The 26,752-nt window shown below is 75.8% G+C and carries 29 protein-coding genes; 17 read left to right on the top strand and 12 right to left on the bottom strand.

Translation table 11 applies throughout. The features are described 5' to 3' along the window. Positions 1–108: 108 nt before the first annotated feature. The 5 genes from BLR12_RS23785 to BLR12_RS23765 form a co-directional block, all read right to left on the bottom strand. On the bottom strand, positions 109–1,350 hold the full coding sequence (locus BLR12_RS23785; protein ID WP_218120805.1) for a PAS domain-containing sensor histidine kinase: 1,242 nt from the start codon (positions 1,348–1,350) through the stop codon (positions 109–111). Beyond that, a complete protein-coding gene (locus BLR12_RS23780; protein ID WP_091383151.1) occupies positions 1,347–1,736 on the bottom strand; it encodes a response regulator transcription factor in 390 nt (129 codons plus the stop codon). Before BLR12_RS23780 ends, BLR12_RS23785 begins: the two co-directional genes overlap by 4 nt. Before the next feature lie 206 nt (positions 1,737–1,942). Continuing rightward, the gene (locus BLR12_RS23775; protein ID WP_091383149.1) at positions 1,943–2,644 is read right to left on the bottom strand and encodes a DUF3618 domain-containing protein; all 702 of its coding nucleotides are present in this window, start codon (positions 2,642–2,644) and stop codon (positions 1,943–1,945) included. A 41-nt stretch (positions 2,645–2,685) separates the two neighbouring features. Next, positions 2,686–3,234, bottom strand: a complete 549-nt coding sequence (locus BLR12_RS23770) for a phage holin family protein (RefSeq protein WP_091383147.1) — start codon at positions 3,232–3,234, stop codon at positions 2,686–2,688. A 3-nt stretch (positions 3,235–3,237) separates the two neighbouring features. Then, a complete protein-coding gene (locus BLR12_RS23765) occupies positions 3,238–4,053 on the bottom strand; it encodes a hypothetical protein (protein ID WP_091383145.1) in 816 nt (271 codons plus the stop codon). A gap of 259 nt (positions 4,054–4,312) precedes the next feature. Here BLR12_RS23765 and BLR12_RS23760 point away from each other — a divergent pair, with 259 nt between their 5' ends. Beyond that, positions 4,313–5,200: a siderophore-interacting protein gene (locus tag BLR12_RS23760; RefSeq protein ID WP_091383166.1), complete on the top strand. Its 888-nt coding sequence runs from the start codon at positions 4,313–4,315 to the stop codon at positions 5,198–5,200. On the opposite strand, the gene BLR12_RS23755 is transcribed toward BLR12_RS23760, so the two are convergent. After that, positions 5,197–6,117 (bottom strand): KPN_02809 family neutral zinc metallopeptidase, encoded by a 921-nt coding sequence (locus tag BLR12_RS23755; RefSeq protein ID WP_091383143.1) that lies wholly within the window; start codon positions 6,115–6,117, stop codon positions 5,197–5,199. The two genes, BLR12_RS23760 and BLR12_RS23755, sit on opposite strands and share 4 nt — an antisense overlap. Before the next feature lie 76 nt (positions 6,118–6,193). After that, positions 6,194–7,051: a formate/nitrite transporter family protein gene (locus BLR12_RS23750; protein ID WP_091383165.1), complete on the bottom strand. Its 858-nt coding sequence runs from the start codon at positions 7,049–7,051 to the stop codon at positions 6,194–6,196. A gap of 143 nt (positions 7,052–7,194) precedes the next feature. Between BLR12_RS23750 and BLR12_RS23745 the strand changes: the two genes are divergently transcribed. The 4 genes from BLR12_RS23745 to BLR12_RS23730 all read left to right on the top strand — a co-directional run bounded on the left by BLR12_RS23745 (position 7,195) and on the right by BLR12_RS23730 (position 10,443). Continuing rightward, complete coding sequence (locus BLR12_RS23745) at positions 7,195–7,611, top strand: hypothetical protein (protein ID WP_091383142.1); 417 nt, start codon at positions 7,195–7,197, stop codon at positions 7,609–7,611. A gap of 88 nt (positions 7,612–7,699) precedes the next feature. After that, positions 7,700–8,944 carry a glutathionylspermidine synthase family protein gene (locus tag BLR12_RS23740; protein ID WP_255363738.1) on the top strand — a complete coding sequence of 415 codons (1,245 nt, stop codon included), beginning with the start codon at positions 7,700–7,702 and terminating at the stop codon, positions 8,942–8,944. 18 nt (positions 8,945–8,962) lie between these two features. Continuing rightward, positions 8,963–9,424, top strand: coding sequence for a nitroreductase family deazaflavin-dependent oxidoreductase (locus BLR12_RS23735; protein ID WP_091383140.1), 462 nt, complete (start codon positions 8,963–8,965; stop codon positions 9,422–9,424). Positions 9,425–9,483: 59 nt separating this feature from the next. After that, complete coding sequence (locus tag BLR12_RS23730; protein ID WP_091383138.1) at positions 9,484–10,443, top strand: ABC transporter substrate-binding protein; 960 nt, start codon at positions 9,484–9,486, stop codon at positions 10,441–10,443. A gap of 96 nt (positions 10,444–10,539) precedes the next feature. Here the strand turns inward: BLR12_RS23730 and BLR12_RS23725 are convergent, their stop codons facing one another. Continuing rightward, positions 10,540–11,601, bottom strand: a complete 1,062-nt coding sequence (locus BLR12_RS23725; RefSeq protein ID WP_091383137.1) for a winged helix DNA-binding domain-containing protein — start codon at positions 11,599–11,601, stop codon at positions 10,540–10,542. A gap of 341 nt (positions 11,602–11,942) precedes the next feature. Here BLR12_RS23725 and BLR12_RS23720 point away from each other — a divergent pair, with 341 nt between their 5' ends. The 3 genes from BLR12_RS23720 to BLR12_RS23715 are packed head-to-tail and all read left to right on the top strand — an operon-like array spanning position 11,943 to position 13,110. Continuing rightward, on the top strand, positions 11,943–12,524 hold the full coding sequence (locus tag BLR12_RS23720) for a class I SAM-dependent methyltransferase (protein WP_091383135.1): 582 nt from the start codon (positions 11,943–11,945) through the stop codon (positions 12,522–12,524). A 27-nt stretch (positions 12,525–12,551) separates the two neighbouring features. Continuing rightward, the gene (locus BLR12_RS25445; protein WP_255363737.1) at positions 12,552–12,677 is read left to right on the top strand and encodes a hypothetical protein; all 126 of its coding nucleotides are present in this window, start codon (positions 12,552–12,554) and stop codon (positions 12,675–12,677) included. Between the two features lie 7 nt (positions 12,678–12,684). Then, positions 12,685–13,110 (top strand): DUF1801 domain-containing protein, encoded by a 426-nt coding sequence (locus tag BLR12_RS23715; protein ID WP_091383133.1) that lies wholly within the window; start codon positions 12,685–12,687, stop codon positions 13,108–13,110. Here BLR12_RS23715 and BLR12_RS23710 read toward each other — a convergent pair. Further along, on the bottom strand, positions 13,095–14,432 hold the full coding sequence (locus tag BLR12_RS23710; RefSeq protein WP_091383130.1) for a phosphoribosyltransferase family protein: 1,338 nt from the start codon (positions 14,430–14,432) through the stop codon (positions 13,095–13,097). The two genes, BLR12_RS23715 and BLR12_RS23710, sit on opposite strands and share 16 nt — an antisense overlap. A gap of 179 nt (positions 14,433–14,611) precedes the next feature. Here BLR12_RS23710 and BLR12_RS23705 point away from each other — a divergent pair, with 179 nt between their 5' ends. Next, positions 14,612–14,806, top strand: a complete 195-nt coding sequence (locus tag BLR12_RS23705) for a three-helix bundle dimerization domain-containing protein (RefSeq protein WP_091383128.1) — start codon at positions 14,612–14,614, stop codon at positions 14,804–14,806. A gap of 159 nt (positions 14,807–14,965) precedes the next feature. Here the strand turns inward: BLR12_RS23705 and BLR12_RS23700 are convergent, their stop codons facing one another. Further along, the gene (locus BLR12_RS23700; RefSeq protein ID WP_091383126.1) at positions 14,966–15,790 is read right to left on the bottom strand and encodes a DUF4190 domain-containing protein; all 825 of its coding nucleotides are present in this window, start codon (positions 15,788–15,790) and stop codon (positions 14,966–14,968) included. A gap of 179 nt (positions 15,791–15,969) precedes the next feature. Here BLR12_RS23700 and BLR12_RS23695 point away from each other — a divergent pair, with 179 nt between their 5' ends. Continuing rightward, positions 15,970–17,604 (top strand): ABC-F family ATP-binding cassette domain-containing protein, encoded by a 1,635-nt coding sequence (locus BLR12_RS23695; RefSeq protein WP_091383124.1) that lies wholly within the window; start codon positions 15,970–15,972, stop codon positions 17,602–17,604. A gap of 53 nt (positions 17,605–17,657) precedes the next feature. Then, a complete protein-coding gene (locus BLR12_RS23690) occupies positions 17,658–18,053 on the top strand; it encodes a hypothetical protein (protein WP_091383122.1) in 396 nt (131 codons plus the stop codon). A 37-nt stretch (positions 18,054–18,090) separates the two neighbouring features. On the opposite strand, the gene BLR12_RS23685 is transcribed toward BLR12_RS23690, so the two are convergent. Both BLR12_RS23685 and BLR12_RS23680 read right to left on the bottom strand, forming a co-directional pair. After that, complete coding sequence (locus BLR12_RS23685; protein ID WP_091383121.1) at positions 18,091–19,287, bottom strand: MFS transporter; 1,197 nt, start codon at positions 19,285–19,287, stop codon at positions 18,091–18,093. Positions 19,288–19,428: 141 nt separating this feature from the next. Further along, a complete protein-coding gene (locus BLR12_RS23680) occupies positions 19,429–20,610 on the bottom strand; it encodes an alcohol dehydrogenase catalytic domain-containing protein (protein WP_091383119.1) in 1,182 nt (393 codons plus the stop codon). Positions 20,611–20,901: 291 nt separating this feature from the next. On the opposite strand from BLR12_RS23680, the gene BLR12_RS23675 reads away from it, so the two are divergent. From BLR12_RS23675 to BLR12_RS23650, 6 genes are all read left to right on the top strand, one after another. Continuing rightward, complete coding sequence (locus tag BLR12_RS23675; RefSeq protein ID WP_091383117.1) at positions 20,902–21,876, top strand: M23 family metallopeptidase; 975 nt, start codon at positions 20,902–20,904, stop codon at positions 21,874–21,876. A 112-nt stretch (positions 21,877–21,988) separates the two neighbouring features. Beyond that, complete coding sequence (locus BLR12_RS23670) at positions 21,989–22,912, top strand: cation diffusion facilitator family transporter (RefSeq protein ID WP_091383115.1); 924 nt, start codon at positions 21,989–21,991, stop codon at positions 22,910–22,912. A gap of 147 nt (positions 22,913–23,059) precedes the next feature. Then, the gene (locus BLR12_RS23665; RefSeq protein ID WP_255363736.1) at positions 23,060–24,001 is read left to right on the top strand and encodes a cytochrome c oxidase assembly protein; all 942 of its coding nucleotides are present in this window, start codon (positions 23,060–23,062) and stop codon (positions 23,999–24,001) included. 60 nt (positions 24,002–24,061) lie between these two features. Then, positions 24,062–24,565: a metallophosphoesterase family protein gene (locus BLR12_RS23660; RefSeq protein ID WP_091383111.1), complete on the top strand. Its 504-nt coding sequence runs from the start codon at positions 24,062–24,064 to the stop codon at positions 24,563–24,565. After that, positions 24,562–25,803, top strand: coding sequence for an MFS transporter (locus tag BLR12_RS23655; protein ID WP_091383110.1), 1,242 nt, complete (start codon positions 24,562–24,564; stop codon positions 25,801–25,803). The genes BLR12_RS23660 and BLR12_RS23655 overlap by 4 nt, the downstream gene beginning before the upstream one ends. After that, positions 25,800–26,666: a putative RNA methyltransferase gene (locus tag BLR12_RS23650; protein WP_091383108.1), complete on the top strand. Its 867-nt coding sequence runs from the start codon at positions 25,800–25,802 to the stop codon at positions 26,664–26,666. Before BLR12_RS23655 ends, BLR12_RS23650 begins: the two co-directional genes overlap by 4 nt. The last annotated feature ends 86 nt before the right edge of the window (positions 26,667–26,752 follow it).

Here is a 26,752-nt window from a genome sequence, read left to right as displayed (position 1 = left end):
GCCTCGGGGCCGGGGTCGGGGTGATCCGGCGTCAGGAACGACTCTGCGGGCCCTTCCGCAGGCCACCCGCCCACCAACCGCAAGAGATCCGCAAGCCCTCCGCGGAGCTCAGCGCGGCAGGGTCAGGGTGAACGTGGTGCCGCGTCCCTCGACGCTGCTGACCTCGAGGGTCCCCCCGTGCGCGGTGGTGATGGCCCGGGTGATGGCCAGGCCGAGCCCGACCCCCGGCACGGCGTGGCGCCGGGCGGTCGATGCGCGGAAGAACCGGGCGAACAGCTGGCCCTGCTCCCCGGCGGGGATCCCGACGCCGGTGTCGTCGACCTTCAGCCGGGCCACGGGCGAGGCGCCGTCCTGCGGGACGTCGACGACCGTGCCGTCGGCGGTGCGCCAGGCCGCCCGCAGGCCGAGGGTCACCCGGCCGCCGTGCGGGGTGAACTTCACCGCGTTGGAGACCAGGTTGTCGCAGGCCTGCCCGAGCCGGACGGCGTCGCCGGGCACCACGACGCCCTCGTCCGGCACGTCGAGCACGACCTCGACCCCGGTCGCCGCCGCGGTCACCCGGGCGGACTCCTCCGCGGCGCGGACGACGGCGGCCAGGTCGACGTCCTCGGGCTGGAGACTGAACCGGCCGGCGTCCACCTGCGCGGTGAACAGCAGGTCGCCGACCAGCCGCAGCAGCCGCTGGGCGTTGCGGTCGACCGTGCCCAGGTAGCCGCGGGCCTCCTCGCCGAGCTCCGGGTCGTCGAGGACGAGTTCCAGGTAGCCCAGGATCGAGGTCAGCGGGGTGCGCAGCTCGTGGCTGATGAGGCTCACGAACTGGTCCTTCATCCGCTCGGTCGCGCGGGCCTCGGTCATGTCGGTGCCGACGAAGTTCCAGCCGGCGTGCCCGCCGCTGTCGTCGGTACGCGGGGTCACCGCGACCGAGACGGTGAGCTCTCCGCCGTCCGCGGCGACGTAGGTCCAGTCCCGGACGTCGCTGCCCTGCTCCTGCGCGGTCCGCACCAGGGCGGCCAGCCCGCCGCCGGCCTCCTCGAGCTCCTCGGGCAGGTGGAACTCGGTGATCGACCGCCTGCGGACGACGTCGGCGCGGGGCAGGCCCAGCATCCGCTCGGCGCCGGGGTTCCACACGCGGACGACGCCGTCGACGTCGGTGCCGATGATCGACTGCTCGGTGACCGCGTCGATGACGCTGGTCATCGTCTGCGCCCGGGCCTGCAGCATCCGCGTCGCGACCTCGAGCTCGTCGTCCCGGTGCTGCATCTGCGCCAGCAGGGCTGCGTTCGCCGCCCGCAGCCGGGCGACCTCGGCGGCCAGGCCGGTCGTGGTGTGCGGGTCGTCGACGGCGGTCACGCGGTCACCGCCGTGGTGAGCTCGCGCACCCGGGCGACCAGCCCGGCGACCGAGAACGGCTTGGCCAGGTAGGCGTCGGCGCCGGCGGCCAGGCCGCGGGCGACGTCGTCGGGGGAGGCACCGGCCGACAGCAGCAGCACCGGCACACCGGCCGTGGCCGGGTCGCGGCGGAGGGCGGCGCAGACCTCCAGCCCCGTCGCGCCCGGCATGGAGACGTCCAGGACGGCGAGGTCGGGCGGGTCGGTGCGCGCCGCGGCGAGCGCCCGGGGCCCGTCGGCCACCTCGGTGGCGACCGTGCACCCGGCACGGCGGACGGCGAGGGCCACCAGGGCGCGGATGTCGTCCTCGTCGTCGGCGACCAGGACGCGCGGCGGGGCGGTCGGCACGGTCGGGGCTCCCTGGGTCGGGCGGTGTCGTCCCCGTCCACCTCGGCACCTCGGCTGGCGAGCTGCAGCCGGGCTGATCCGGGCTCACCCGAACAGGCGACAGCACAGCGCCCCGCCGGGGAGACCCGGCGGGGCGCCGTGGTGCAGCGGCCCCGTCCAGAGGCTCACCGCGAGCTTGCGAGCGGTGAGGAGGACGGGGTCCTTCTTCAGCTGCGCGCCTGGCTCTGCACCGACTGGCGGGAGTCCTGCGCCTGGCCCTTGACGTCCTGCGCGGCGGACTGACCCTCGTCCTTGACGGTCTGGGCGGCGCCCTGCGCGGTGGACTTGACCTCGTCGACCGCCTGCTGCGCGGCCGGCTTCAGCTGCTCGCCCACTTCCTGCGCAGCCTGCTTGGCGGGGGCGAGGAGCTCGTCCTTGTGCTCGCGGACGGCGCTCTCGGCCTGCTGGGCCAGCTGGCGCTCCTTCTCCGAGGCCGGCAGGAGGCTGGAGACCAGCCAGCCGACGCCGAAGGCGATGAGGCCCGCGGCCAGCGGGTTGCCCTGGGCCTGCCGGACTATGGTGTCCGGCGCCTGCTGCACCGCGTGCGCGGCCTGCTGCGCGGCCCCCTGCACGGACTCGGCGGCGTTCTGCGCCTTGTCCTGCACGGTGCCCGCGGCATCCTGCGCCCGGCCCTGCACCGTGCCGGCGGCGCTCTGCGTGCGGTACTGGGCCGAGGAGCGGGTGTCGTGGGCGCTGCCCATGACCCGGTCCTTGATGGTGCTGAACCGGCCCTTGGCCGCGCTGACCCGACGGTCCATGACGCGGGAGGGGTTCACCTTCTCGTTGAGGGCGTCGACGTCGTAGCTCAGCTCGCGCTGGGTCTGCTCGATCTGCCGGCGGATGGCGTCGGGGTCGTTGCTCGTGGTCATGTCACGTACTCCGATGTCTGATGGGGGCCTGGGGCCGAGGGTCAGTTGGGCTTCAGGGCGCCGGGGACGTCCGAGAGGGTGTCCATGGTGCGTTCCGGCTTCGGGTTCACCTGCTTGAGCGCCTTGCGCCCCATGCTCAGCCCCACGGCGGCGGCGATGCCCCACAGCACGGCCACGATGAGCGCAGCCAGGCCGGCGTCCATGAGGTTCTCCAGGAACCACATCAGCGAGTGGGACAGGAAGAGCAGCGTGAGGAACCCGGCCAGGCCGGCGTACACCATGAGACCGACGCCCTTGCCGGCCTTCTTGGCCTCGGCCTGGACCTCGGCCTTGGCGAGGGCGACCTCCTGGCGCATCAGCGTGGAGAGGTCCTTGGCCAGCTCACCGAACAGCTGCCCGACCGAGGTGCCCTCGACGTCCGGGCGCCCCTCGGCGGTCGTGGGCGTACCCACGGTGCCGCTGTGCGAGCCGTAGGCCTCGTCGGGGGAGACGGTGTAGTTCGCCTGGCCGTACGGGTCCTGGGTGCCCTGGGCGTACGGGTCCTGGCCCGACGAGCCGACCGGCGTCGCGCCGGAGTAGGGAGAGCTCATCGGTCAGACCCCCTGGCCGGGGCGGCGGGCCGGGTCGTCCCAGCCGGCCGGCGTGGTGGGCGGGACGGCGGCACCGGCGGGCGGCACCGTGCCGTACGGCGGCGGCGGGACCGGGGTGCCGGTCGTGGGCGTCTCGTAGCCCGTGGTCTCGTAGCTCGTCGTCTCGGTGTAGCCGGAGTAGGCCGGCGCCGGGTCGACGTAGTTGGTCTGCGCGTAGCCGGTGCGGTACTGCTGCCCACTGCTGCTCGACGAGCTGTCGCTGTGGGCGGCCTTCACGCCGCTGGTGAGCCGGCCGGCGAGGACACCGGCGAGCGCGGCGCCCAGGAGGAAGGAGCCGGGCCGGCGGCGGGCGAAGGCGCGGACGTCGTCGAGCAGGTCGGCCGGCTCGCGGTTCTGCAACCGGTCCGCGAACCGCTCCACGTAATCCGTCGCCTGCTCGACCAGGTCGCGGGCGGGGCCGGGGGCCGGGGCCTCGCCCTGGGCCATGCCGCGCAGCTGCTGGGCCAGGCCCTGCAGGCCCTGGGCGGCCTTCTGCTGCTGGGAGACGGTCTGCTGCCGCAGCTGCTGGCGGCCCTGCTGGAGCAGGTCCTGAGCCTGGTGCCTGGCCTCGCCGACGACCTCCTTGGCCTGGTCGGCCGCGGTCGAGGCGACCTGGCTGCCGGCCTGTGCGGCGGTCTGGCCCACGTTGCGCGCCTCGTCCCGGGCCACGTCGCTGGTCGAGGGGGAGCTCGAGGTCGTACTGGTGGTCGCACTTCCGCTGGTCGCTCCCGCGCCGGTGGAGGGCGGCGGCGGGAACGGGGTGTCGATCGAGTGAGTCATCGTTCCTCCTCGGCGATGTCAGGGTCGGCGAGGCGATACCCGCCAAACGATCACCCACACATCGCCTGGCGGCGGTGGCCCCGGAACGTGCTGCACGGAACAGCACCGGCGCCCGGGACGCCGCGCGGCCCGGGTGTGGCCCACCGGCACCCCTGGCGGGCCCGGTGACGCCTGGCAGGCCACTCGGGACAGCCCCTCCCAGGGAGGCCTACTAAGGTGAGCCTCACCTGTGTTCGTCCGACCGGAGGGAGCCCCCGACATGGCCGACCAGGCCCCGCGCCGCCCGCGCACGCCCCGGCTGGCGACCGTGCTGCGGACCTCCCGCCCGACCCCGCACCTGGTCCGGGTCGTGCTCGGGGGCGACGGCCTCGCCGGCTTCGCGCCCACGTCCACCGACGCCTACGTGAAGCTGGTGCTCCCGCCGGCCGGCGCCCCGTACGCCGCGCCGTTCGACGTGGACGCCGTCCAGGCCGAGCACCCCCGTGAGCTGTGGCCGTGCCTGCGCACCTACACCGTGCGCGCCTGGGACCCCGCCGCCGGCGAGCTGGTCCTCGACGTCGTCGTCCACGGGGACGAGGGGCTGGCCGGTCCGTGGGCCCAGGCGGCCCAGCCGGGTGACCGGGTGCAGCTGCTGGGACCCGGCGGCGCGTACGAGCCCAGCGGGGACGTCGACTGGCACCTGCTGGCCGGTGACGAGACGGCGCTCCCGGCGATCGCCGCCTCGGTCGAGCGGCTGCCCGCGGGGGCGACGGCGCGGGTCTTCGTCGAGGTCGCCGACGCCGCCGAGGAGCAGCCGCTGCCGGTGCCCCACGGCGTGGAGCTGACCTGGGTGCACCGCGCCGGGGCGCCCGGCGACGCGCTGGTCGCGGCCGTCCGCGGGGCCGCGCTGCCCGCCGGGTCGGTGCACGCCTTCGTGCACGGCGAGGCCGGCTTCGTCCGCGAGCTGCGCCGGTTCCTGCGCGCCGAGCACGCGGTGCCCCGCGAGCAGCTCTCCGCGTCGGGCTACTGGCGGCTGGGCCGCACCGACGAGGGCTGGCGCGCGGAGAAGGCCGCCTGGAACGCCGCGGTCGAGGCCGACGAGCAGAAGGACCCCCCTGCCCCCCACCGCTCGCAGGCTCGCGCCGGGGCCCTGCAGGGGGGCCTCTAGCCGAGGTCGTCGGTGGCGAAGGTGTCGCACTGCGCGGGGTCACCGGTCTCGTAGCCGGTGAGGAACCAGCGCTGGCGCTGCTCGGAGGTGCCGTGGCTGAAGGCGTCCTGGTCGACGGTGCCGCTGCCCAGGTTCGCCTGGATGAAGTCGTCGCCGATGCGGGCCGCGGCGTCCAGCGCCCGGTCGACGTCGTCCTGGGTGATCTCGGCGATCAGCGGCTGGCCGGACTCGTCGGGCACCGTCTCGGCGTGGTTCGCCCACGCCCCGGCGAAGCAGTCGGCCTGCAGCTCCAGCCGCACGGTGCCACTGAGCGGCCCGGTCGCGCCCGGGGTCACCTGCTGGTTGATCCCGAGCAGGTTCTGCACGTGGTGGGCGTACTCGTGCGCGATGACGTAGGCGTTGACGAACAGCCCGCCCTGCGCGCCGAACTGCTGCTGCAGCGTGTCGAAGAAGGACAGGTCGATGTAGACCAGCTGGTCGGCCGGGCAGTAGAAGGGCCCCGAGCCGCTGGTCGCCCCACCGCAGGCGGTCTGCACCGAGCCGTTGAAGAAGACGGTCTGGGTCGGCCGGTAGTCCGCGCCGAGCACACCGGCCCAGTAGTCCTGGATCGACTCGATGTCGGCCACGACCGCGCAGTCCACCGACTCGTTGGCGTCGGCGCCGGTCCGGCACTGCTGCTCCAGCTGGCCGTTGTCGGCGGTCTCGCCCTGCGCGAGCCCGCTCAGCTGGCCCAGCGCCGCGCCGGTCCCGCCGTCCCCACCACCGCCGAGGACCTGGAAGAGCACGAGGACCAGGACGCCGACCAGCCCCAGCCCGCCGCCGCCGACGGCCACCCCGCGGCCGCCGCGCATGCCACCACCGCGCCGCCGGTCCCGCACGCCCGACGGGTCGAGGTCGGCTCCCTCGCTGTACCTCATGACCGGGCAGCCTCCCTCGCGCGTGGCACGCGGGAGCGGTGCCATCCCGGGCGGCGGTGCCCCGCGCCGGGCCGGCTCATGCGCGTTCGGCGGCCTCTCCGCCGACCGGCGTCCGGCTCGGCTGTTCGGCCGGCTCGTCGCGGAGGAACAGGTACCAGTAGGACGTCGCGACGAAGACGACCGCGCCGACGAGGTTGCCCACGCCGGCGAGCAGCCAGTTGAGCAGCACGTCGCCCCAGCCCAGGTCCGGGACGCCGGCGAAGACCGCGGCCGGCAGGAAGAACATGTTGGCCACGACGTGGTCGAAGCCCATCGCCACGAAGGCCATCACGGGCAGGAAGATCGCGAGGACCTTGCCCGAGACCGTGGTCGCGGCCAGGGACATCCAGACCGCCAGGCAGACCAGCCAGTTGCAGCCGACGCCGCGGAGGAAGGTCTCCCAGGCGGTGTGCCCGGACGCCTTGCCCTCCGCGATCTGGGCCAGCCGCTCGTGGGTCAGCAGGGCGCTGCCGCTGCTGTCGGGGTCGCCGATCACGCCGGTGGAGACCGCGAGGAAGTACGCCACGAACACCGCGCCGATCAGGTTGCCGAGCAGCACCAGCGTGAGGTTCTTGGCGACGTCGCCCGTGGTCAGTCGCCCCTGCATGGCGCCGAGCGGGACCAGCATCATGTTGCCGGTGGCGAGGTCGGACCCCGCGACGAGCACGAGGACCAGACCCAGGGTGAAGGCGGCGCCCATGAAGAGCGTCGGCAGGGTGCCCCAGGTGGCGGGGTCCAGGCCGGAGGAGACGGTGATCGCCACGAGGGCGCCGAAGGCGATGTAGGCCCCACCGAGGAAGGCGCTGACCAGCACGCGGTCCCACGTCCGGTGGATCTTCTTGGCCCCGGTCTCGCCGGCCACCTGGGCCATCTCGGGGGGTTGCCGATCGGACACCGCCACCTCCACGGGGACGTGCGGACTCTGGCCAGTGGACCGTACGACCCCGATCCGGATCCGGCACCCGGGTGCGGCGGCGGCCACCTGACGACCGGAGCGATCTAGGGTCGGTCCACACCCCTGCGACCCCGGGAGGGCACATGGCGGTCTCCAACCGCGTCCGCAGCGCACTGACGACGACGGTGCTGGCGACCGCGGCCACCGGCTTCCTGGCCGCCTGCGGCACGGAGGAGGACGAGCAGGACCAGGAGCAGGTCGCCTACTGCACCAACGAGGAGGGCGAGATCGTCGACGAGGAGTTCTGCGACGACGACTACCGCGGCCCCGGCGCGGGGCTGTTCTTCCTCTACCTCGGCGGCTTCCGCCCCGGGCTGCCGGTCGGCACGGTGCTGCCCAGCGGCGGCACCCGGATCAACCCGACCGACACCCAGGCCCGCCAGCGCGCCGGGCTGCCCTCGACCGGCCGGGTCGCTCCGGGCACCCGGGTCACCGGCGGGATCGGCTCGGGCGTGGGCGGCGGCTCGAACACCCGCACGGGCGTCGGCGCGGGCAGCTGAAGGAGGACCCCGTCCTCCCCACCCTTCGCAGGCCCGGGGCGGGACCCGGGACGGGGCCGCTGGACCCGGGCGAGGAGAGGACTGGAGAGTGAGGCGCGTCGAGGCGGGGGTGGTCCGCCCGGGGTGGGAGGCCGAGATCGAGGCGCAGGGCCTGGTCTACAACCGGACGACGACCCCCGGCGGCGAGGTGCGCAGCTACTGGCGCGAGGGGCCGTTCTACGACTTCACGATGGCCGAGGTGCAGCGGCTGGAGGGCTGGGTCGCCCAGCTGTTCGAGATGTGCGTGGCCGCCGGCGACCACGTCGTCGAGCACGACCTGTTCGAGCGGATGGGCATCCCGCCGATCGCCCGGCCGGAGATCCGCCGCACCTGGGAGCTCGAGCCGCCCAGCGTCTACGGCCGCTTCGACCTGCGCTACGACGGGCAGGGCCCGCCGAAGCTGCTGGAGTTCAACGCCGACACCCCGACCGGCCTGGTGGAGTCCGCCGTCACCCAGTGGAACTGGCACCTGTTCACCGGCCAGGGCGCCGACCAGTGGAACGCCCTGCACGACCGGCTGGTGGCGGCCTGGCAGCGCAACCTGCTGCGCTGGGAGCGGCGCAGCGGCGTCCGCCCGCGGGTGCACCTGGCCTGGACGTCGGAGGAGCGCTCAGGCGAGGACCGGATGACGGTCGCCTACCTCATGGACACCGTCGTCCAGGCCGGCTACGAGGCGATCGAGCTGGTCGTCGAGGACATCGCGCTCGACGACGGCGACGGGCGCTTCTACGACCCGCAGGGCCGCCACCTCGACGTCGTCTTCAAGCTCTACCCCTGGGAGTGGCTGATCGAGGACGAGTTCGGCGCCGCCGTCCTCGCCGACGCCGCGCGCCCCGGGGGGACGACGTGGGTGGAGCCCGCCTACAAGATGCTGTGGAGCACCAAGGCGCTGCTCCCGGTGCTGTGGCAGCTGTTCGGCAGCGACCCGGCGCTGTCCCCGCTGCTGCTGCCGGCCTACTTCGCCGACGAGGTGCCCTCCTCCTGGCGGACCTTCGTGCGCAAGCCGCTGTGGGGCCGGGAGGGCGCGAACGTGCAGGTGGTGCGCGACGGCGTGGTGGACCTCGAGCTGCCCGGCCGCTACGGCACCGAGGGCTGGGTCGTGCAGGAGTTCGCGCCGCTGCCGGACTTCGCCGGGGTCGACGGGCCGCACCATCCGGTGCTGGGCGCCTGGGTGGTCGACGGGGAGCCGGCGGGGTTGGGCATCCGGGAGAGCGACGGGCTCATCACCGACAACCTGAGCTTCTTCGTGCCGCACACCATCGACTTCACCGCTCCGCAGGCCGGGCGCCGGTAGCCCGCTTACGGTCGGGGCATGCCGCTGGAAGGTGAGTACGAGCCGAGCCCCGAGGCCTGGGTGCGCGAGCAGGTCGAGCGCTACGAGGCGACCGGGGGCCGGGAGGCCAACACGCTGCGCGACACCGGGCTCCCGGTGGCGGTCTTCAGCACCCGGGGCGCCAGGAGCGGCAAGGTGCGCAAGCAGGCGCTCATGCGGGTGGAGCACGAGGGCGCCTACGCGATGGTCGGCTCCCAGGGCGGTGCGCCGAAGGACCCGGCCTGGGTGGCCAACCTGCGGGCCCACCCTGACCAGGTCTCCGTGCAGGACGGGCCCGACCCGTGGGACGGCGTGGCCCGCGAGGTGACCGGCGAGGAGAAGCGGCACTGGTGGGAGCGCGCCGTGGCCGCCTACCCCGCCTACGCGGAGTACCAGCAGCGGACCGACCGGGAGATCCCGGTCTTCGTCGTCGAGCGGGCCGACCCCGCCAACCCGGCATAGGCAAGGCTGCCCTAAGTTCTCCCCGGAGTCGGAGGTGCCGGCTCCGGGAGGAGGCGGCGGTGCGGACGACGTGGGGAACGCTGGCAGTGGCGTCGGGGCTGGTCCTGGCCGGCTGCGGGTCGGGGGACGGGGCGACGACGGCGTCGGCGGAGACCTCCGCCGCCGAGCAGGTGCGCACCGTGGAGCACGCCGCCGGCACCACGGAGGTCACCGGCACCCCGGAGCGGGTGGTCGTCCTGGACACCGGGGAGCTCGACGCCGTGCTGGCCCTGGGCGTCACCCCCGTCGGCGCGGTGCGCACCGGGGTCAGCGACGAGCTGCCGGCCTACATCGAGGACGCCGGCGTCGACCCGGCCGCGATCGAGAACGTCGGCACGATCGCCGAGCCGGCCCTCGAGGAGATCGCCGCCCTCGAGCCCGACCTCATCCTGTCCAACTCCGTCCGGCACGCCGACATCTACGACCGGCTGTCGGCGATCGCGCCCACCGTCTTCGCCGAGGCCATCGGGGAGACCTGGGAGGACAACCTGCGGCTCGCCGGCGAGGCACTGGGCCGCACGGACGAGGCCGAGCAGCTGCTCACCGAGTACGAGGCGCGCGCCGCCGAGGTGGGGGCGCTGTACGGCGACCCGGCGGCCACCGAGGTGAGCATGGTCCGCTTCCTCGACGGCTCGGCCGTCCGGCTCTACGGGGAGGGCTCGTTCATCGGCGACGTCCTCGGCGACGTCGGGTTCGCGCGGCCCGAGGTGCAGCGCACCACCGAGACCTTCGTCGAGGTCAGCCCGGAGCTGATCGGCCAGGCCGACGGCGACCTGGTCTTCTCCGCCTCCTACGGCGACGAGGGACGGACCGCTGCCGGGCAGATCACCTCCGGCGGGCTGTGGCAGGGCCTCTCGGCGGTGCAGCAGGGCCGCGCGTTCGAGGTCAGCGACGACCGCTGGTTCCTGGCGATCGGCCCGCTCGGCGCCGGGCTGGTGCTCGACGACCTCGAGGGGTTCGCACAGCAGCTGCCGGGCTGAGCGCGGTCGGCCGGCGGCAGTGCCGGGGTTCCTCGTGCACTGCCGGTCCTGCGGGACCGGCCCTGCGCGGGTCCGACCGGCGGTGCGTCCCCCGCATCAGGGCAGCCCGGCGGCCGCCTCGGGGATGGCGGCCGCGACCTCGTCGGGGAACGTGGTGAACGGGGTCGCGGCGACAGTCCGCTTCGCCCCGCGCCCCTGCCAGCCCCAGGTGCCGAGCACCCGCCCCCGGTGGACGACGGTCGGCCGGAAGACGCCGTTGCCGCCGGGCACGATCCGGTCGGCGAACTCGGGCGGGACGGCGCAGCTGCGGTCGGCGTAGCCGAGGACGAACTCGTCGAAGCCGGGGAGCAGGAACAGCCCGGCGGCCTGCGCGCGGTGCTCGGCGAGCAGGTCGGCGGTCTCCGGCGCCACGAGGTGCTCGCGGCCCTCGACCTCGACCGCGGCCAGCCGGTCGCGGACCGCCGCCACCCCGGCGCGGACGTCGCCCATCGGCAGCCCGGCCCACCGCGCGAGGTCGGCGACGGTGGCCGGCCCGTGCCCGCGGAAGTAGCGCAGCGCGAGCTCGGCCAGCGCGGCGTCCCGGTCGAGCCGCCGCGGCGCGGGCACCCACTCGTCGAGCAGCACGAACGCCTGCTCCCCGCCGTCCATCGGCCCGAGGCAGAGGGTGCCGGTCTGCGAGAGGAACCAGAGCAGGTGGTAGCCGCGCTGGCCGGTGGTGGCGACCCCGCCGTCGGCCAGGGCGGCGAGCAGCTCCGTGCGGCTGCAGCGCCGGCCCCCGGTCAGCGCCGCGGTGACCAGCTCGCGCGCCCGCTCCGTGTCGTCCTCGGTGAGGCCGAGCACCGCCCGCCGCCGGGCCGCACCCGCCAGCACCCGCGGGCCGCACAGCTCCAGCAGCCAGTGCAGGTCCTCGGCGGGCACCAGGTGCAGCGTGCTGCGCATCGGCCAGGAGCGGACCACCTCCCCGGCGTCCAGTGCCGCCTCCACCCCGGCCCGCGTGCGCTGCGCCGTCCGCAGCGCCACCGAGGTCAGCGCGCCGGGCAGGTCCTGCCCCTGCACGCAGGTGAGCAGGCGGACCGCCTCGGCGGGGGAGGCCGGCGGCGGGCCGGCGACCCGCTGGGCCACCAGCCGGAGCAGCGCGAGGTCGCGGGCCGTGGTCATGCGCGGGAGCCTGCCAGCGCGGTGTGACGAACGGTGGGCGGCGCAGCCGGGGGCCGGGCACCCCGCAGCGGAGTGCCCGGCCCCGTGCGGTCAGAGCCGGCCGGCCCGGGACCGTCCGGCGGCCACCAGCGCGCCCGCCGCGAGGACCAGCAGGCCGGCCGCAGCGGCCACCGGAGCGGCGCCGCCGGACGACGACGGGCGCACGCCCACCGCCGCGGCCGGGCCGGGGCGGCATCCCGGAACGGGTCGCCCGTCCGGGTGGATCCCGCCCGGCGCCCGTGACCCGGCGTGAGGAGCGCAGCTCAGCGCCGCGGCGGTCCAGCGATGGAAGACTGCGGTGCGTGCAGGCAGCGGACTGGGACGCGCGCTACGCCGCGCAGCAGCAGTGGTCGGGCGACCCGAACGCGCTGGTGGCCGAGCTGCTCGGGGACGTCCCGCCCGGCGACGCGGTCGACCTGGCGGCAGGGGAGGGGCGGCACGCGCTGTGGCTGGCCGGGCGCGGCTGGCGGGTGACGGCGGTCGACTTCTCCGCCGCCGGGCTGGCTCGCGGGCGGGCCCGGCCGGGGGCCGACCGGGTGACCTGGGTGACCGCCGACGTCCGCGGCTGGGACGCCCCGCCGGCGTCGCTGGACCTGGTGCTCGTCGCCTACCTGCACCTGCCGGGGGCCGAGGCCACCGACCTGCTGCGCCGCGCGGTCGGCTGGCTGCGGCCCGGCGGGCGGCTGCTCGTCCTCGGCCACGACGCCGACAACGTGGCGCACGGCGTCGGCGGCCCGCAGGACCCGGCCATCCTGCACAGCGTCGCGCGGCTGGCCCCGGTGGCCGGGCTGCTCGACGTCGACCGGCTGGAGCAGGTCCGCCGCGAGACGCCGGTCGGGACCGCGCTGGACACCCTGCTGTGGGGGCGGCGCAGCTGCTCGTGACGGACCCCCGGCGGTAGCGTGCCGACCGTGATGGGGATGGGCGGGGCCGGCGGTCCCGACGCGGCCCGACGGCGGCGGCTGGTCGCCACGGTGCTGGTGGTCGCGCTGCTGGTCACCGCCGCGGCGACGGTGCTGTCGATCGCGCTGGGCTGAGGCGACCGTGTCCGCGGAGGTCGAGGAGTGGTTCGCCGCCGCCGGGCCGCGCGAGGCCGAGCTGCGCCGGGTCGACGCGCTGGTCACCGCGGCCGCGCCGGGCATCGACCGGCAGGTGGTCCCCGTCGGCTCCGGCCGGATGCTCGGGTACGGGCTCATGCCGTACCGGCCGCGGTCGGCGAGGGAGACGACGACCTGGCCGCTGATCGCGCTCGCCGCGCAGAAGCGGCACCTGTCGCTCTACGTCTGCGCGGTGGTCGACGGCGCCCACCTGGCCGAGGCGCGCGCCGACCGGCTCGGGCGGGTGTCGTGCGGGAAGAGCTGCATCCGGTTCACCTCCCTCGACCGCGTCGACCACGAGGCGCTCACCGCCCTGCTGCAGGACGCCGTGGCCGCCACACGGGCCGGGGACAACGTCTACTCCGCCGGTTGATCGACCCGCCGCCGGGCCGGCGGCGCCGGAACGGCGGCCGCGGTCAGGTGGGTGGCGAACCAGTCGCGGGCGAGCTCCGCGACCGCCTGCAGCGTGCCCGGCTCCTCGAACAGGTGCGAGGCGCCGGGGACGACGGCCAGCCGGTTGGTGCACCGCAGCCGGGTCTGCGCCTCCCGGTTGAGCTCGAGCACCTGCTGGTCGTGGCCGCCGACGACGAGCAGCGTCGGCGCGCGGACGTCGGCCAGCGCGGCACCGGCCAGGTCGGGCCGCCCGCCCCGGCAGACCACCGCGCGCACGGTGGGGTCACCGGCCGCGGCGGCCAGCGCCGCCGCGGCGCCGGTGCTGGCGCCCAGGTAGCCCAGCGGCAGGTCGGCACAGGCCGGCTCGCCCGCCGCCCAGCGGGCGACCGAGGTCAGCCGGCGGGCCAGCAGGGCGACGTCGAACACCGGGCCGCGCGCGGCCTCCTCGGCCGGGGTGAGCAGGTCGACCAGCAGCGTGGCCAGCCCCGCGCGCTGCAGCACCTCGGCGACCGCCCGGTTGCGGGGGCTGTGCCGGCCGCTGCCGCTGCCGTGCGCGAAGACGACCAGCCCACCGGCGTGCCCGGGGACGGTGAGGTGCCCGGGCAGCCCGTCCGGGCCCGCCGCGGCGACCACGTCGTCGTCCCGCGGGCCGGGGGTGTCCCGCGGCACGGGGGCCGGACGCTGCAGCAGCGCGAGCACCTCGTCGTCCCCGGTCGGCCGGAAGTCCTCGTAGGCCTGCCCGACCGCGGTGAAGCGCTGCGGGCTCTCCAGGCAGACCACCTCGTCGACGACCGGGGCGATCTCGTGCAGCGCCCGCGGCGAGGCGACCGGGACGGCGAGCACCACCCGCGCCGCACCGTGCGCCCGGACCACCGCGCAGGCGGCCCGTGCAGTCGCCCCGGTCGCGACGCCGTCGTCCACGACCACCGCCGTCCGGCCCTCGAGGGTCAGCCGCGGCCGGTCGCCGCGCAACGCGTGCGCCCGCCGCTCCAGCTCCGCGCGCTCCCGCCGCTCCACGTCGGCGAACGTCGCCGCGTCGACCCGGGCGGCCCGCAGGACGTCGTCGTTGACGACGACCACGCCGTCCTCGCCGACCGCGCCCATCGCCAGCTCCGGGCGGGACGGCAGGCCGAGCTTGCGCACCAGGACGACGTCGAGCGGGGCGCCCACCGCCCGGGCCACCTCGGCGGCCACCGGGACCCCACCGCGCGGGAGCCCGAGCACCACGATCCCGCGGCCGGCCAGCGACGCCATGCGGCGGCCGAGCTGCCGGCCCGCGTCCCTGCGGTCCTGGAACGGCACGGGTACCTCCTCGCGTCGGTCCCACGCTCACCCTCGTACCGTCAGGACACGATTCGCAACAGGGGGTTGCGCCAGTGACCTTCGTCCCTGGTGCGCCCGGCCTCCGCCGGTCACCGTTGGACGGCCGGTGCCGAGGGTGCCGGCGTGCCCTGATCCCGAGCGCACGGAGGCGCCCCCGCATGACGCTGACCGACGACCCCGCCGTCGAGCAGGCGGTGACCCGACTCGCCGACGAGTTCCGGGCGAGCCTGCGGCCCCAGGTCATCGGCACCGTGGTCCGCACCTGCCGTCAGGACCTCAGCGGGGTACCGGCCACGGCGCTGCCGGAGATGGTGGAGCGGCTGGCCCGGGAGCGGCTGCTCTCCGTCGGCTGACAGCCGGGGGAGCATCGCAGCGAGCGCCGGCGAGCGAGGAGCGGACGCCGACGCGGAAGCCGACCAGGGTCATCGTCGGCTGACACGACGCTCGCCCGACACGACGACGCCGGCCGGCCGCCCGATGGAGGGCGACCGGCCGGCGCTGCCGTGCAGAGGTCACTGGACGGCGTAGAAGACCCGCTCGTCGCTGTCGAAGCTCACGGTGGGCTCGACGGACAGCTGGCCGCCGGCGATGGCCTGGGCCGGGACGTCCATGCAGAACTGGAAGGTGTCGGTCCCGCCCGGGTTGAGGGTGGGGGCGTCCAGCGCGTCGTCGGCGAGCACGGCCATGCACTCGGCGTCGCTGTACTGGCGGGCGTCGCTGCCGTGGAACACCGCGGACAGGTCCCAGCCGGGCATGCCCTCCTCGGTGCCGGTGTAGGTGACGGTCAGCTGGGTGACGACGTACTGGCCGGCCGGCGCCTCGTTGAACTCGTTGGCGGCTGCCACGGAGGCGTTCGCGTCGAGCTCGACGGAGTCGACGGTGACCTCGTAGTCGCCGACCCGGGCCGGGGTGCCGAGGGGGACGACCTCGGCGGCCGGGGCCGCCTCACCCTCGGTCGCGGGCTGGGCCAGCTCGGGGGCCGCCGCGCTGCCGGTCTCCTCGTCCAGGCTGCGCTCCACCTCGTCGATGACCGCCGAGAAGAGGAGCTGGGTCACGACCACCAGGACGAGGGCGACGACCGAGGTCACCAGCCCGGTGATGGCCAGACCCCGGCCGCCGGCGACGCCGCGGCGGGCGCGCAGCAGCGCCGGGATGCCCAGGCCGAGGGCGACGACGGCCAGGACCGCGGCGAGGTAGTTCACGATCGGGATCCAGCTGAGCAGCAGCGCGATGATGCCGAGCACCATCGAGGCGATGGCGAGCCCCGACCCCTTGCGGGGCGGCTCCGGCTGGAACGGCGGGTACGGCTGGTACGGCGCCTGGACGGGCGGGGTCATGGTGGTGCTCCTTCGGAGGCGGGTGGTCCGGAGCGGACCGTAGGGCGCCGCCGTCCCGCACCCGGCACCTGCGCGCCGACCCGCCGCCCGGCCTGCGGGTCCCGTCCCCAGCCGCCCCAGACGTCCCCGCCGTCGCGCCCGGCGGGCAATGCGGTTGCCGACGTCCGGACGATGGCGGGGTGGGCTTCGTCGACGTGACCGGGGTGCGGCACACCCTCCCCGACGGCCGGGTGCTGCTCGACGGCGTCTCCTTCCGGGTCGGGGAGGGTGCCCGTGCCGCGCTGGTGGGCGAGAACGGGGCCGGGAAGACGACGCTGCTGCGGATCGTCGCGGGAGACCTGGTGCCCGAGGAGGGGTCGGTCGCCCGCAGCGGCGGCCTCGGCGTGATGCGCCAGTTCATCGGGTCGGTCCGCGACGACACGACCGTCCAGCGCTTCCTCGTCGAGCTCGCGCCCCCGGCGGTGCGTCGCGCCTGGGAGGCGGTGGAAGCCGCCGAGCTCACCCTCATGGAGACCGACGACGACGCCGCGCAACTGGCCTACGCCGACGCGCTGGGGGAGTGGGGGGACGTCGGTGGCTACGAGGCCGAGGTCACCTGGGACGCGGTGACGGTGGCGGCGCTCGGCGTGCCCCACGACCGCTGCAAGTACCGCGAGCTGTCCACGCTGTCCGGCGGGGAGCAGAAGCGGCTGGCGCTGGAGGCGCTGCTGCGCGGCCCGGACCAGGTGCTGCTGCTCGACGAGCCGGACAACTACCTCGACGTCCCCGGCAAGCGCTGGCTGGAGGAGCGGCTGCTGGAGACCCGCAAGACGGTGCTGTTCGTCAGCCACGACCGGGAGCTGCTGGCCCGGGTCGCCGACCGGGTGGTCACCGTCGAGGGTGGGACGGCGTGGGTGCACGGCGGCGGGTTCGCCGGGTACGCCGCGGCCCGGTCGGCGCGGCACGAGCGGATGGCCGAGCTGCGCCGGCGCTGGGACGAGGAGCACGCGCGGCTGGTCGAGCTGGTGCGCACGCTGCAGCAGCAGGCGGCCAACTCACCCGACATGGCCTCCCGCTACCGGGCCATGCAGACCCGGCTGGCGAAGTTCGAGGCGGCCGGACCGCCGCCGGACCGGCCGCCGCAGCAGGAGGTCGCGATGCGGCTGCGCGGTGGTCGCACCGGTGTCCGCGCGGTCATGGCCGAGCAGCTGGAGCTCACCGGCCTGATGCGGCCGTTCGACCTGGAGGTCTGGTTCGGCGACCGGGTCGGCGTCCTCGGTGCCAACGGGGCGGGGAAGTCGCACTTCCTCCGGCTGCTGGCCGGCCAGGACGTCGCGCACACCGGCGCGTGGCGGCTCGGCGCCCGCGTCGTCCCCGGCTCCTTCGCGCAGACCCACGCCCATCCGGAGTGGCTGGACCGCACGCTGGTCGACCTGCTGTGGCACGGCGAGCCGCAGGGCGGCCCTGGGCATCGAGAAGGCGTCGACCGCGGCCGGGCGATGGCCGCGCTGCGCCGGTACGGGCTCGCCGGTCAGGGGGACCAGCTCTTCAGGACGCTGTCCGGCGGGCAGCAGGCCCGCTTCCAGGTGCTGCTGCTGGAGCTGTCCGGGGCGACGCTACTGCTGCTCGACGAGCCGACCGACAACCTCGACGTGCTCTCGGCCGAGGCGCTCGAGGAGGCGCTGGCCGCCTTCGAGGGCACGGTCCTCGCCGTCACCCACGACCGCTGGTTCGCCCGCTCCTTCGACCGCTTCCTGGTCTTCGGCGCCGACGGCCGGGTCTACGAGTCGGCCGAGCCCGTCTTCGACGAGACGCGGGTGCAGCGCATCCGGTGAGCCCTCGCGTCAGGCCACCTTGACAGTCAGGTGGTCCTGACGGACCATGGGTCATGGACCTCGACGCCCTGGAACGCGAGCACACGCTGGCCACCGCCGTCCGGCGCCACGACGAGCTGCGCCGCCGGGACTCCCTGGCCGATCCCGACGACCCGGACGGGCCGCGGCCGCTGGGCAGGGTGGAGTCGCTCGAGCTGCTGGCGCTGGGCGAGGTCATCGCCCGCAAGGCCGGACAGGGCCGGCAGCTGACGGTGCGCACCGCGCGCACCGCCGGGGCCTCCTGGGCGGAGATCGGGCAGTCCCTCGGGATGTCCCGGCAGTCGGCGTGGGAGGCGCACCGCCGGTGGATCGACGGCCAGGTCGCCCAGCGCGGCACCACCGGTGAGATCGGGTTCGACGACGACGACGCCGCGGCTGCCCGCGCGCTGGCGGGGGACGTCGCCGACTGAGCGGTGGACGACGGTCGCCCGCTCGCGAGGGGGCGGGTCAGGCGGCGGCGCGGTACTCCTCGGGGACGGCGCCGATCGCGGCCGGCACCGGGTCGCGCCGGTCGGCGGCGCGGGCGACGACGGCGATGCCGGTGCCGACCAGCGCGAGCACCGCGCCCACCCAGATCGGCGCCGTGTAGCCCAGGCCCGCCGACAGCACCGCCGCGCCGAGCGCGGCCCCGAGCGCGTTGGCCACGTTGAAGGCGCCCTGGTTGGCCGCCGACACCAGGCTGCCGCCGGGCACCCGCGCCGCCTCGATGACGCCGTTCTGCACCACCGGGCCCAGGGCGAAGGCCACGGTGCCGAAGAGCACGAGCAGCACGACCGCGGCCGCCGGGGTGCGCGCCAGGACGGCGAACGCGGCCAGGACGACGGCGGTGGCGAGCAGCCCGGCCGCGACGAAGGAGAAGCCGTAGCGGTCGCCCAGCCGGCCACCGACCAGGGTGCCCACGGTGGTGCCGACGCCGAACAGCGCCAGCACCGGGGTGACCCACTCCACCGGGATGCCGCCCAGCTCGGTGAGGATCGGGCTGACGTAGCTGTACACGGCGAACAGCGCGGAGAAGCCGACCATCGTCAGCCCGAGCACGAGCCACACCCGGCCGCGGCGGAAGGCGGCCAGCTCCGAGCGCAGGTCGCCGGGCTCGCCGAGCTCGCGGGGCATCCAGGCCAGCAGCCCGGCGATCGTCCCCAGACCGATGACCGCGATCGCGCCGAACACCAGCCGCCAGCTGGTCTGCTGGGCGAGGAACGTGCCCAGCGGGACGCCGATGACGTTGGCGAGGGTCAGCCCGCTGATCATCAGCGAGATGGCGCTGGTGCCCCGCTCCGGGGCGACCAGCCGGCGGGCGGCGACCGCCCCCACGCCGAAGAAGGAGCCGTGCGCGAGCGCGGTGAGCACCCGGGCGGCGGCGAGCGTCTCGTAGGTCGGGGCCAGCGCCGACAACGCGTTGCCGACGGTGAACAGGACCATCAGGGCGACCAGCGTCCGGCGCGGCGGGAAGCGCACGCCGAGCGCGGTCAGGGTCGGCGCGCCGACGACCACGCCGACGGCGTACGCGGAGATGAGCAGGCCCACCGAGGGCACCGAGACGCCGAGGCCCTCGGCGACCTCGGGGAGCATGCCCATGACGACGAACTCGGTGGTGCCGATGCCGAAGGCGCCGATGGCGAGGGCGAGCAGGGCGCGGGGCACGGGGGCGACTCCAGGACGGTGCGGTTCCGGGCAGAGGGCTCGGACTGCGTCGTCCGGTCGGGGTGAGGCTCCCTGAGGGCAAGGCGGCGTCCCGGGCCGGCATGCCCGGGACGCCGCGTGGGTCTGCTCACACGGCGCGGCTCAGGGCGTGAGCAGCACCTTGACCGCGCCGTCCTTCTTCTCGCGGAAGTCCGCGTACGCCTGCGGTGCCTGCTCGAGCGGCACGTGGTGGGTGGCGAAGTCGTCGACGCCCAGGGGGTCGCCCTCGGTGAGGACGGGCAGGATGTCGGGCACCCAGCGCCACACGTTGGCCTGGCCCATGCGCAGCTGGATCTGCTTGTCGAACATCTTGTTCAGCGGCATCGGGTCGCTGGCGCCGCCGTAGACGCCCGACAGCGAGATGGTCCCGCCGCGGCGGACGGCCTCGATGGCGGTGTTCAGCGCGGCCAGCCGGTCGACGCCGGCCACCTGCATGACCTTCTCCATGATCGCGTCCGGGACGATCGCCGAGGCCTTCTGGGCGATCGTCGCGACGGGGGAGCCGTGCGCCTCCATGCCGACCGCGTCGATGACCGCGTCCGGACCGCGCCCGGCGGTGGCGTCGCGGATCTCGCTGACGACCTGGGCCTGGTCGGTCGAGCGGATGACGTGGGTGCCCCGGGCGGTCGCCCGGGCCAGCCGCTCCGGGACGACGTCGGAGGCCCACACGTTCTCGATGCCCAGGTGGTGGGCGATCCGGGTGCACATGTCGCCGATCGGGCCCAGGCCCAGGACCAGCAGCGTGCCGCCGGGCGGGACGGCCGCGTACTGGACGGCCTGCCACGCGGTGGGCAGCACGTCGGAGAGGTAGACGAAGCGGTCGTCGGGCAGGCCGTCGGGGACCTTGATGGGCAGCGTGTTGCCGAAGGGCACCCGCAGGTACTCGGCCTGGCCGCCCGGCACCTGCCCGTAGAGCTTCGTGTAGCCGAACAGCGAGGCGCCGTAGCCCTGCTCGCGGTTCTGCGTGGTCTCGCACTGCGACTGCAGGCCCTGCGAGCACATCCAGCAGGTGCCGCAGGAGATGTTGAACGGGACGACGACCCGGTCGCCGGGCTTGACCGCCGTGACCTCCCGGCCCACCTCGCGGACGACCCCCATCGGCTCGTGGCCCATCACGTCGCCGACCGTCATGAACGGCGCCATGACCTCGATCAGGTGCAGGTCCGACCCGCAGATGCCGCTCGAGGTCACCTCGACGACGACGTCCGTGGGCTCCTGGATCGTGGGGTCCGGGACCGTGTCCACCCGGACGTCGGCTCGGCCGTGCCAGGTCACTGCGCGCATGGGGATGGGCTCCTCGGGAGGACGTCGACGGGCTCGGACAAGGGGCTTCTGCCCCGTCGTGAGCCTGATCGCCCCTGGATGCCGGCCCGCACGGCGTGTCCGTCACGTTGAGTCAGACCAACTGAGCGGAGCGTCGAACCACACCGGTGCAGTTCAGTGGCCGGGATCACCAAACCGGCGCCGGGTACCCGCCCTCTCAGGTCACGAAACGGTCACGTCGTGTTTACATGGCCCCCGTCCGCTCCCCCGGACGACGCACGACGACCTCTGTCCCCTCCGGAAGCCAGGTGTATGACCGAGCTCCACCACGCCCGTCCCCTCGACCGGGAGCAGGCAGCGACGAAGACCGTCCAGACGCAGCGCCACGGGGATGCGCGACCGTCGGACACCACCGCTCCCGAGGAGCCGCGACTGGCCGAGGTGGGGGACCTCGCCGACCTCACCGGGCAGGCCGAAGCCACCGCCCGCGCCGGGTTGGCGGAGGCCTCCGAGGTCGCCGCCGTCCCGCTGGTCGCCGGCGGACGGCGTCGCCGCCACCGGACCCTCGGCGTCCCGCTGCCGACCCGCCGTCCGGCTGCCTACCTCGCCGCCGCGCTCGTCGGGGCCACCGGCTTCGGGCTGCTCGTCGCCGGCGACCCCACCGCGCGGGCCGACGCGACCGACGTCGCCGAGCGGTCCTCGGTGAGCGTCGCCGAGGAACTGGGCCTGGACGTGGAGTCGCAGCCGGCGATCCCGGAGGCCGACGCCGCCGCCCGGCTCGGGGAGCTGGCCGCCAGCCGCAGCGCACGGCAGGCCGAGCAGGCCGCCGCTGCCCACGCGCAGGCCGAGGCCGACCGGCTCGCCGCCGAGGCGATCGCGGAGGCGGCCCGCCCGGAGGCCGTCCTGCCCGTCGAGGGCGCACGGCTGACCAGCGGCTTCGGCTCGCGCTGGGGCACCGTGCACGCCGGCATCGACCTCGCCGCCCCGATGCGCGCCCCGGAGCGCGCCGCGATGGACGGCGTCGTGCTCGAGGCCGGCCCCGCCAGCGGCTACGGCCTCGTGGTCTACCTCCAGCACGAGAACGGCGACGTCACCGTCTACGGCCACATGGACGAGATCCTCGTGACCCCGGGGCAGGTCGTCCGCGCCGGCGACACCATCGCGCTGCTCGGCAACCGCGGGCAGTCCACCGGCCCGCACCTGCACTTCGAGGTGCGCCTCGGCGGCCTCGGCGGCGAGAAGGTCGACCCGGTGCCCTACCTGCGCGAGCGCGGCGTCCAGATCTGACGGAGGACCACCCTTCCCCCCACGCCTCGCATGCTCGGCGCGGGCCCCTGAAGGGTGGCCATCCGGTGCGGGACACTCGGACCGTGGGAGACGCGACGGCGGGGGAGCGCTGATGGGGCACGGACACGCCCACGGTCACCCGCCGGCGACCGCGTCGGCCGGCTACCGCCGCCGGCTGGTCGTCGTCCTCCTGCTGACCGTCGCGGTGATGGCCGCGGAGGTCGCCGGCGCGCTGGTCTCCGGGTCGCTGGCGCTGCTCGCCGACGCCGGGCACATGGCCACCGACGCGCTCGGCCTCGGGCTGGCGCTCGGCGCGGTGTCGCTGGCCCAGCGACCGGCCCGCGGACGGCGGACCTTCGGCTGGCAGCGGGCCGAGATCCTCGCCGCCGTCGCCAACGGCCTGCTGCTGGTCGGCGTCGCCGGCTACGTCGTGGTCGAGGCGGTGCGCCGGATCGGCGACCCGCCGGAGATCGACTCCGGCGTGGTGCTCGTCGTGGCCGCGGCCGGCCTGGCGGTCAACCTCGCCGGCCTGGCGCTGCTGCACTCCGGGCGGCGGGAGTCCCTCGCCGTGCGCGGCGCCCACCTGGAGGTGCTCGGCGACGCCCTCGGCTCGGTCGCCGTCCTGGCCTCCGCCGTCGTCGTCGCCACCACCGGCTGGACGCCGGCCGACACCGTCGCCTCCCTGCTCATCGCTGCGCTGGTGCTGCCGCGGGCGTGGTCGCTGCTGCGCGAGGCGGTCGACGTGCTGCTCGAGGCGGCGCCGCGCGGGGTGGACCTGGACCGGGTGCGGGCGCACGTCCTCGGGGTCGACGGCGTCGTCGGCGTCCACGACCTGCACGCCTGGACGATCACCTCGGGCCTGCCCGTCCTCTCCGCGCACGTCGTCGTGAGCGACGAGGCCCTGGCCGACGGCCACGGCGGCCGGGTGCTCGACGCGCTGTGCGCCTGCCTGGGCGACCACTTCGACGTCGAGCACTGCACCTTCCAGCTAGAGGCCGAGGCGCACGCCGGCCACGAGGCGCCGGTCCACGACTGACGAAGGACCCCCTCGCCCCCCACCCCTCGCTTCGCTCGGGGCGGGGCCCTGCGAGGGGGCCGTTCCAGTCGGTCACCAGGTGGGACAGTGGGGGCAGGCGGTACGGCAGGGCGGGAGGCAGCGGTGGACCACGGTCACCACTCGGGCATGTGGGTGCCCGCGGAGCCGCCGACCTGGGGGCGGGTGTTCCTGCCCCACCTCGACGGCTGGTCGTGGCTGGCGGTGGCGAGCCTGGTCGGCCTGGCCGGCTACCTGGTCGGGGTCGTGGTGCTGCGCCGCACGGGCGTGGCCTGGCCGTGGTGGCGGACGGCGTCCTGGATCGCCGGCTGCGCCTCGCTGTTCGCGGTGACCGGCACCTGGCTCAACGGCTACAGCATGGTGCTGTTCAGCTGGCACATGGCCCAGCACATGGTGCTGTCGATGGTCTCGCCGATCCTGCTGCTGCTCGGCGCCCCGGTCACCCTGGCGCTGCGCACGCTGCCCCGCGGCAAGCGGCTGGCCGGCGTCCCGCGGGCACTCCTGCTCGACGCGCTGCACAGCCGGGTCGCCCGCGTGCTGTCCCACCCGGCGTTCACGCTGCCGCTGTTCCTGGCCAGCCTCTACGCCGTCTACTTCACGCCGGTCTTCGACGCGCTGATGGGCAACCCGGTCGGGCACCAGTTCATGCTGGCCCACTTCACCGTGACCGGGTTGCTGTTCTTCGGCCCGATCCTGGCGCAGGACCCCTGGCCCCGGACGGCGGGCCACGGCGGCCGGATGATCGAGCTCCTGCTCCCGATGCCGTTCCACGCCTTCTTCGGCGTCGCGATCCTGATGGCCGGCTCGCTGGTCGTGGAGACCTTCGCGACCCCGCCGGCCGGCTGGGGGGTCGACCCGCTGGCGGACCAGAAGACCGCCGGGAGCATCGCCTGGTCCTTCGGCGAGGTCCCGACCGTCGCCGTCATGGCACTGGTGCTCTTCGGCTGGATGGGCTCCGAGCAGCGCAAGGCCCGCCGGCTCGACCGCGTCGCCGACCGCACCGACGACGCCGAGCTCGCCGCCTACAACGAGCGCCTCAGGGCCATGGCGGCGCGCGGCACCGGAGGCTGAGACGGCGTCGCCCCCTCCCGGTGTCCGGGAGGGGGGCGTGCCGCCTGCGACCATGTCCGCGTGCCGGTCTCCCTGGTGTTCACGGCGGACACGCACGTCCCGAAGCGGGCGCGTGACCTGCCTGGTGCGCTGTGGGCCGCGATCGACGCCGCCGACGTCGTCGTGCACGCCGGCGACTGGGTGGACGTCGCGCTGCTGGACCGCTTCGAGGAGCGGTCCCGCCGGCTGGTCGCCGTCCACGGCAACAACGACCACGGGGCGCTGCGCGAGCGGCTGCCGGAGATCGCCCGCGCCGAGATCGAGGGCATCCGGATCGCCGTCGTCCACGAGACCGGGGACAGGAAGGGCCGCGAGGCCCGCTGCGCCGCCCGCTTCCCCGACACCGACCTGCTGGTGTTCGGCCACAGCCACATCCCCTGGGACACCACCGCGGAGACCGGCCTGCGGCTGGTCAACCCCGGCTCGCCGACCGACCGGCGCCGGCAGCCGTACTGCACCTACGTCACCGCGGTGGCCGAGGACGGCGTGCTGCGCGACCTGGTCCTCCACCCGGTCGGGAGGTGACGGCGCCGGTCGACGGCGCCGGAGGCGACGCCCGCTGGCGCCACCTCGGGGTCAGCCTGGTCGGGCTGGTCGCTGCGTGCGCGGTCCAGAACGGGCTGCCCTTCCTCACCGTCGCGCTGCGCGCCGACGGGCTCTCGCTCACCGCGATCGGCCTGCTGGTCAGCGCCCCGACCGCCGGCCTGGTGCTCAGCCTGCTGGCCTGGGGCGCGGCGGCCGACCGGTACGGCGAGCGGCTGGTCCTCAGCGCCGGCCTCGGCATCGCCGCGGTCGCCATGACCGGCGCCGCGCTGGCCGGGACGACACCGGCCACGGGGCTGTGGCTGCTGCTCGCCGGGGCCGGGAGCGCGTCGGTGCACGCCGCGAGCGGCCGGCTGGTGCTCGGCTGGTTCCCGGCGTCGCGGCGCGGCCTGGCGATGGGCGTCCGCCAGGCGGGACAGCCGATCGGGGTGGGCGTGGCGGCCCTCGCGCTGCCGCGGCTGGCCGGCGACGGTGCCGGGACGGCGTTCGCCGCGCTCGCCGCGGGCTGCGCGGTCACCGCCGTGCTGATCGGGGTGCTGGTGCGCGACCCGGCCCGGCCGGCGCGGTCCCCGGGTGCGCCGCGGGCCGCCGCGCCCTACCGGTCGCCGGTGCTGTGGCGGGTGCACGCGGCCAGCACGCTGCTCGTCGTCCCGCAGTTCGTCGTCGCGGCCTTCGGCTTCGACGTCCTCGTGCGCGAGGCCGGCTGGTCTGCGGGCGGAGCGGGCACGCTGCTGGCGGTCACCCAGCTGGGCGGCGCGGCCGCGCGGCTCGGGGCCGGGGTGTGGTCGGACCGCGCCGGCAGCCGGGTGGGGCCGCTGCGGCTGGTCGCGGCGGCGGTGGCCGCGGTCGTCGGCACCCTGGCGGTCGTGGCCGCGCTGACCCCCGACGTCCTCGCCCCGGCCGCGGTGGCCGCGGCCGTCGTCGCCTCCGCGGTCGTCACCGTCAGCCCGAACGGGATCGCCTTCACCTCCGTCGCCGAGCAGGCCGGCAGCGCGTGGGCGGGGCGGGCCCTGGGTGTGCACAACACCGTGCAGAACCTCGGCGCCACCCTGACCGTGCCGCTGGCCGCGCTGCTCGTCGACGGCGGGGCCGGCTACCCGGCGGCCTGCGCGGCCGCGGCGGTCGCGGCGGCCCTGGCGGTCGGCGTCGTCCCGGGGCGGGCCGTGGAGGCGGCGTCGCACGGGGCCCCGCGGGCGGTCGAGCCCGCCGCCGGCCGGTGAGCGCCCGCCGTCCCTGGCCCGCCGCCGCGGTACGGCTGCTGGCCTGCCCCGTGTGCGGCGGGCCGCTCGACGCGCGGCCGGACGACGCCGGGCTGCGCTGCCCTGCCGGGCACTCGTTCGACCGGGCCCGGCAGGGGCACGTGACGCTGCTGCCGCCCGGGCACGTCCCGCCCTCCGGCGACTCCGCGGCGATGGTCGCCGACCGGGTCGCCTTCCTCGCCGCCGGCCACTACGCCGGCGTGACCCGCGCCCTCGGGGACGCCGTCACCGCGGGGGACGACGGCCCGCCCGGCGCGCTGCTCGACCTCGGCGGGGGCACCGGTCAGCACCTGGCCGGAGTCCTCGACCGGCTGCCCGGCGCGGTCGGCGTGGTCCTCGACTCCTCCCGCTACGCCGCGCGGCGGGCGGCCGGCGCCCACCCACGGGCCCTGGCGGTGGTCGGTGACACCTGGGCCCGGCTGCCGGTCCGGGACGCCGCCGTCGACCGGGTGCTGGTGGTCTTCGCCCCCCGCAACGGCGCGGAGACCGCGCGCGTGCTCCGGCCCGGCGGGCGGCTGGTGGTGGTCACCCCCGCCGCCGACCACCTCGCCGAGCTGGTCGGTCCGCTGGGGCTGCTCTCGGTCGACCCGGACAAGGCCCGGCGGCTGTCCGCGACGCTCGACCCGCACCTGCGCCCGGTCGCCGCGGCCGCCCACCGCGAGGAGCTCGAGCTGGACCACGCGGCGGTCACCACCCTGGTCGGGATGGGGCCGCACGCCCGGCACCTGACGCCCGAGGGGCTGGCCGCAGCGGTCGCCCGGCTGCCGGAGGGGACGGCGGTCACGGTGTCGGTCGAGCTCTCCACCTGGGCCAGGCAGGGGTGACCGGCCGGCCTCCCAGGTCACGGTCCGGTGACGGTCCGGGCCGCCGCGGGAGCCGCTGAGCTGCGGAGACCGGCGCGCCCCCGGCG

Source organism: Geodermatophilus sp. DSM 45219, from assembly GCF_900104025.1.
Lineage (GTDB): Bacteria > Actinomycetota > Actinomycetes > Mycobacteriales > Geodermatophilaceae > Geodermatophilus.
Note: the sequence above shows the minus strand (reverse complement) of the source record. Positions and strands in the feature narration are given on the sequence as shown.

Excerpts from the sequence above, each read along its gene's own strand:
- BLR12_RS23700 (WP_091383126.1), bottom strand. The coding sequence starts at position 15,790 with ATGACCCCGCCCGTCCAGGCGCCGTACCAGCCGTACCCGCCGTTCCAG.
- BLR12_RS23755 (WP_091383143.1), bottom strand. The coding sequence starts at position 6,117 with ATGAGGTACAGCGAGGGAGCCGACCTCGACCCGTCGGGCGTGCGGGAC.
- BLR12_RS23665 (WP_255363736.1), top strand. The coding sequence starts at position 23,060 with ATGTGGGTGCCCGCGGAGCCGCCGACCTGGGGGCGGGTGTTCCTGCCC.
- BLR12_RS23670 (WP_091383115.1), top strand. The coding sequence starts at position 21,989 with ATGGGGCACGGACACGCCCACGGTCACCCGCCGGCGACCGCGTCGGCC.
- BLR12_RS23690 (WP_091383122.1), top strand. The coding sequence starts at position 17,658 with ATGGACCTCGACGCCCTGGAACGCGAGCACACGCTGGCCACCGCCGTC.
- BLR12_RS23765 (WP_091383145.1), bottom strand. The coding sequence starts at position 4,053 with ATGACTCACTCGATCGACACCCCGTTCCCGCCGCCGCCCTCCACCGGC.
- BLR12_RS23705 (WP_091383128.1), top strand. The coding sequence starts at position 14,612 with ATGACGCTGACCGACGACCCCGCCGTCGAGCAGGCGGTGACCCGACTC.
- BLR12_RS23680 (WP_091383119.1), bottom strand. The coding sequence starts at position 20,610 with ATGCGCGCAGTGACCTGGCACGGCCGAGCCGACGTCCGGGTGGACACG.
- BLR12_RS23735 (WP_091383140.1), top strand. The coding sequence starts at position 8,963 with ATGCCGCTGGAAGGTGAGTACGAGCCGAGCCCCGAGGCCTGGGTGCGC.
- BLR12_RS23775 (WP_091383149.1), bottom strand. The coding sequence starts at position 2,644 with ATGACCACGAGCAACGACCCCGACGCCATCCGCCGGCAGATCGAGCAG.
- BLR12_RS23770 (WP_091383147.1), bottom strand. The coding sequence starts at position 3,234 with ATGAGCTCTCCCTACTCCGGCGCGACGCCGGTCGGCTCGTCGGGCCAG.
- BLR12_RS23675 (WP_091383117.1), top strand. The coding sequence starts at position 20,902 with ATGACCGAGCTCCACCACGCCCGTCCCCTCGACCGGGAGCAGGCAGCG.
- BLR12_RS23745 (WP_091383142.1), top strand. The coding sequence starts at position 7,195 with ATGGCGGTCTCCAACCGCGTCCGCAGCGCACTGACGACGACGGTGCTG.
- BLR12_RS23725 (WP_091383137.1), bottom strand. The coding sequence starts at position 11,601 with ATGACCACGGCCCGCGACCTCGCGCTGCTCCGGCTGGTGGCCCAGCGG.
- BLR12_RS23760 (WP_091383166.1), top strand. The coding sequence starts at position 4,313 with ATGGCCGACCAGGCCCCGCGCCGCCCGCGCACGCCCCGGCTGGCGACC.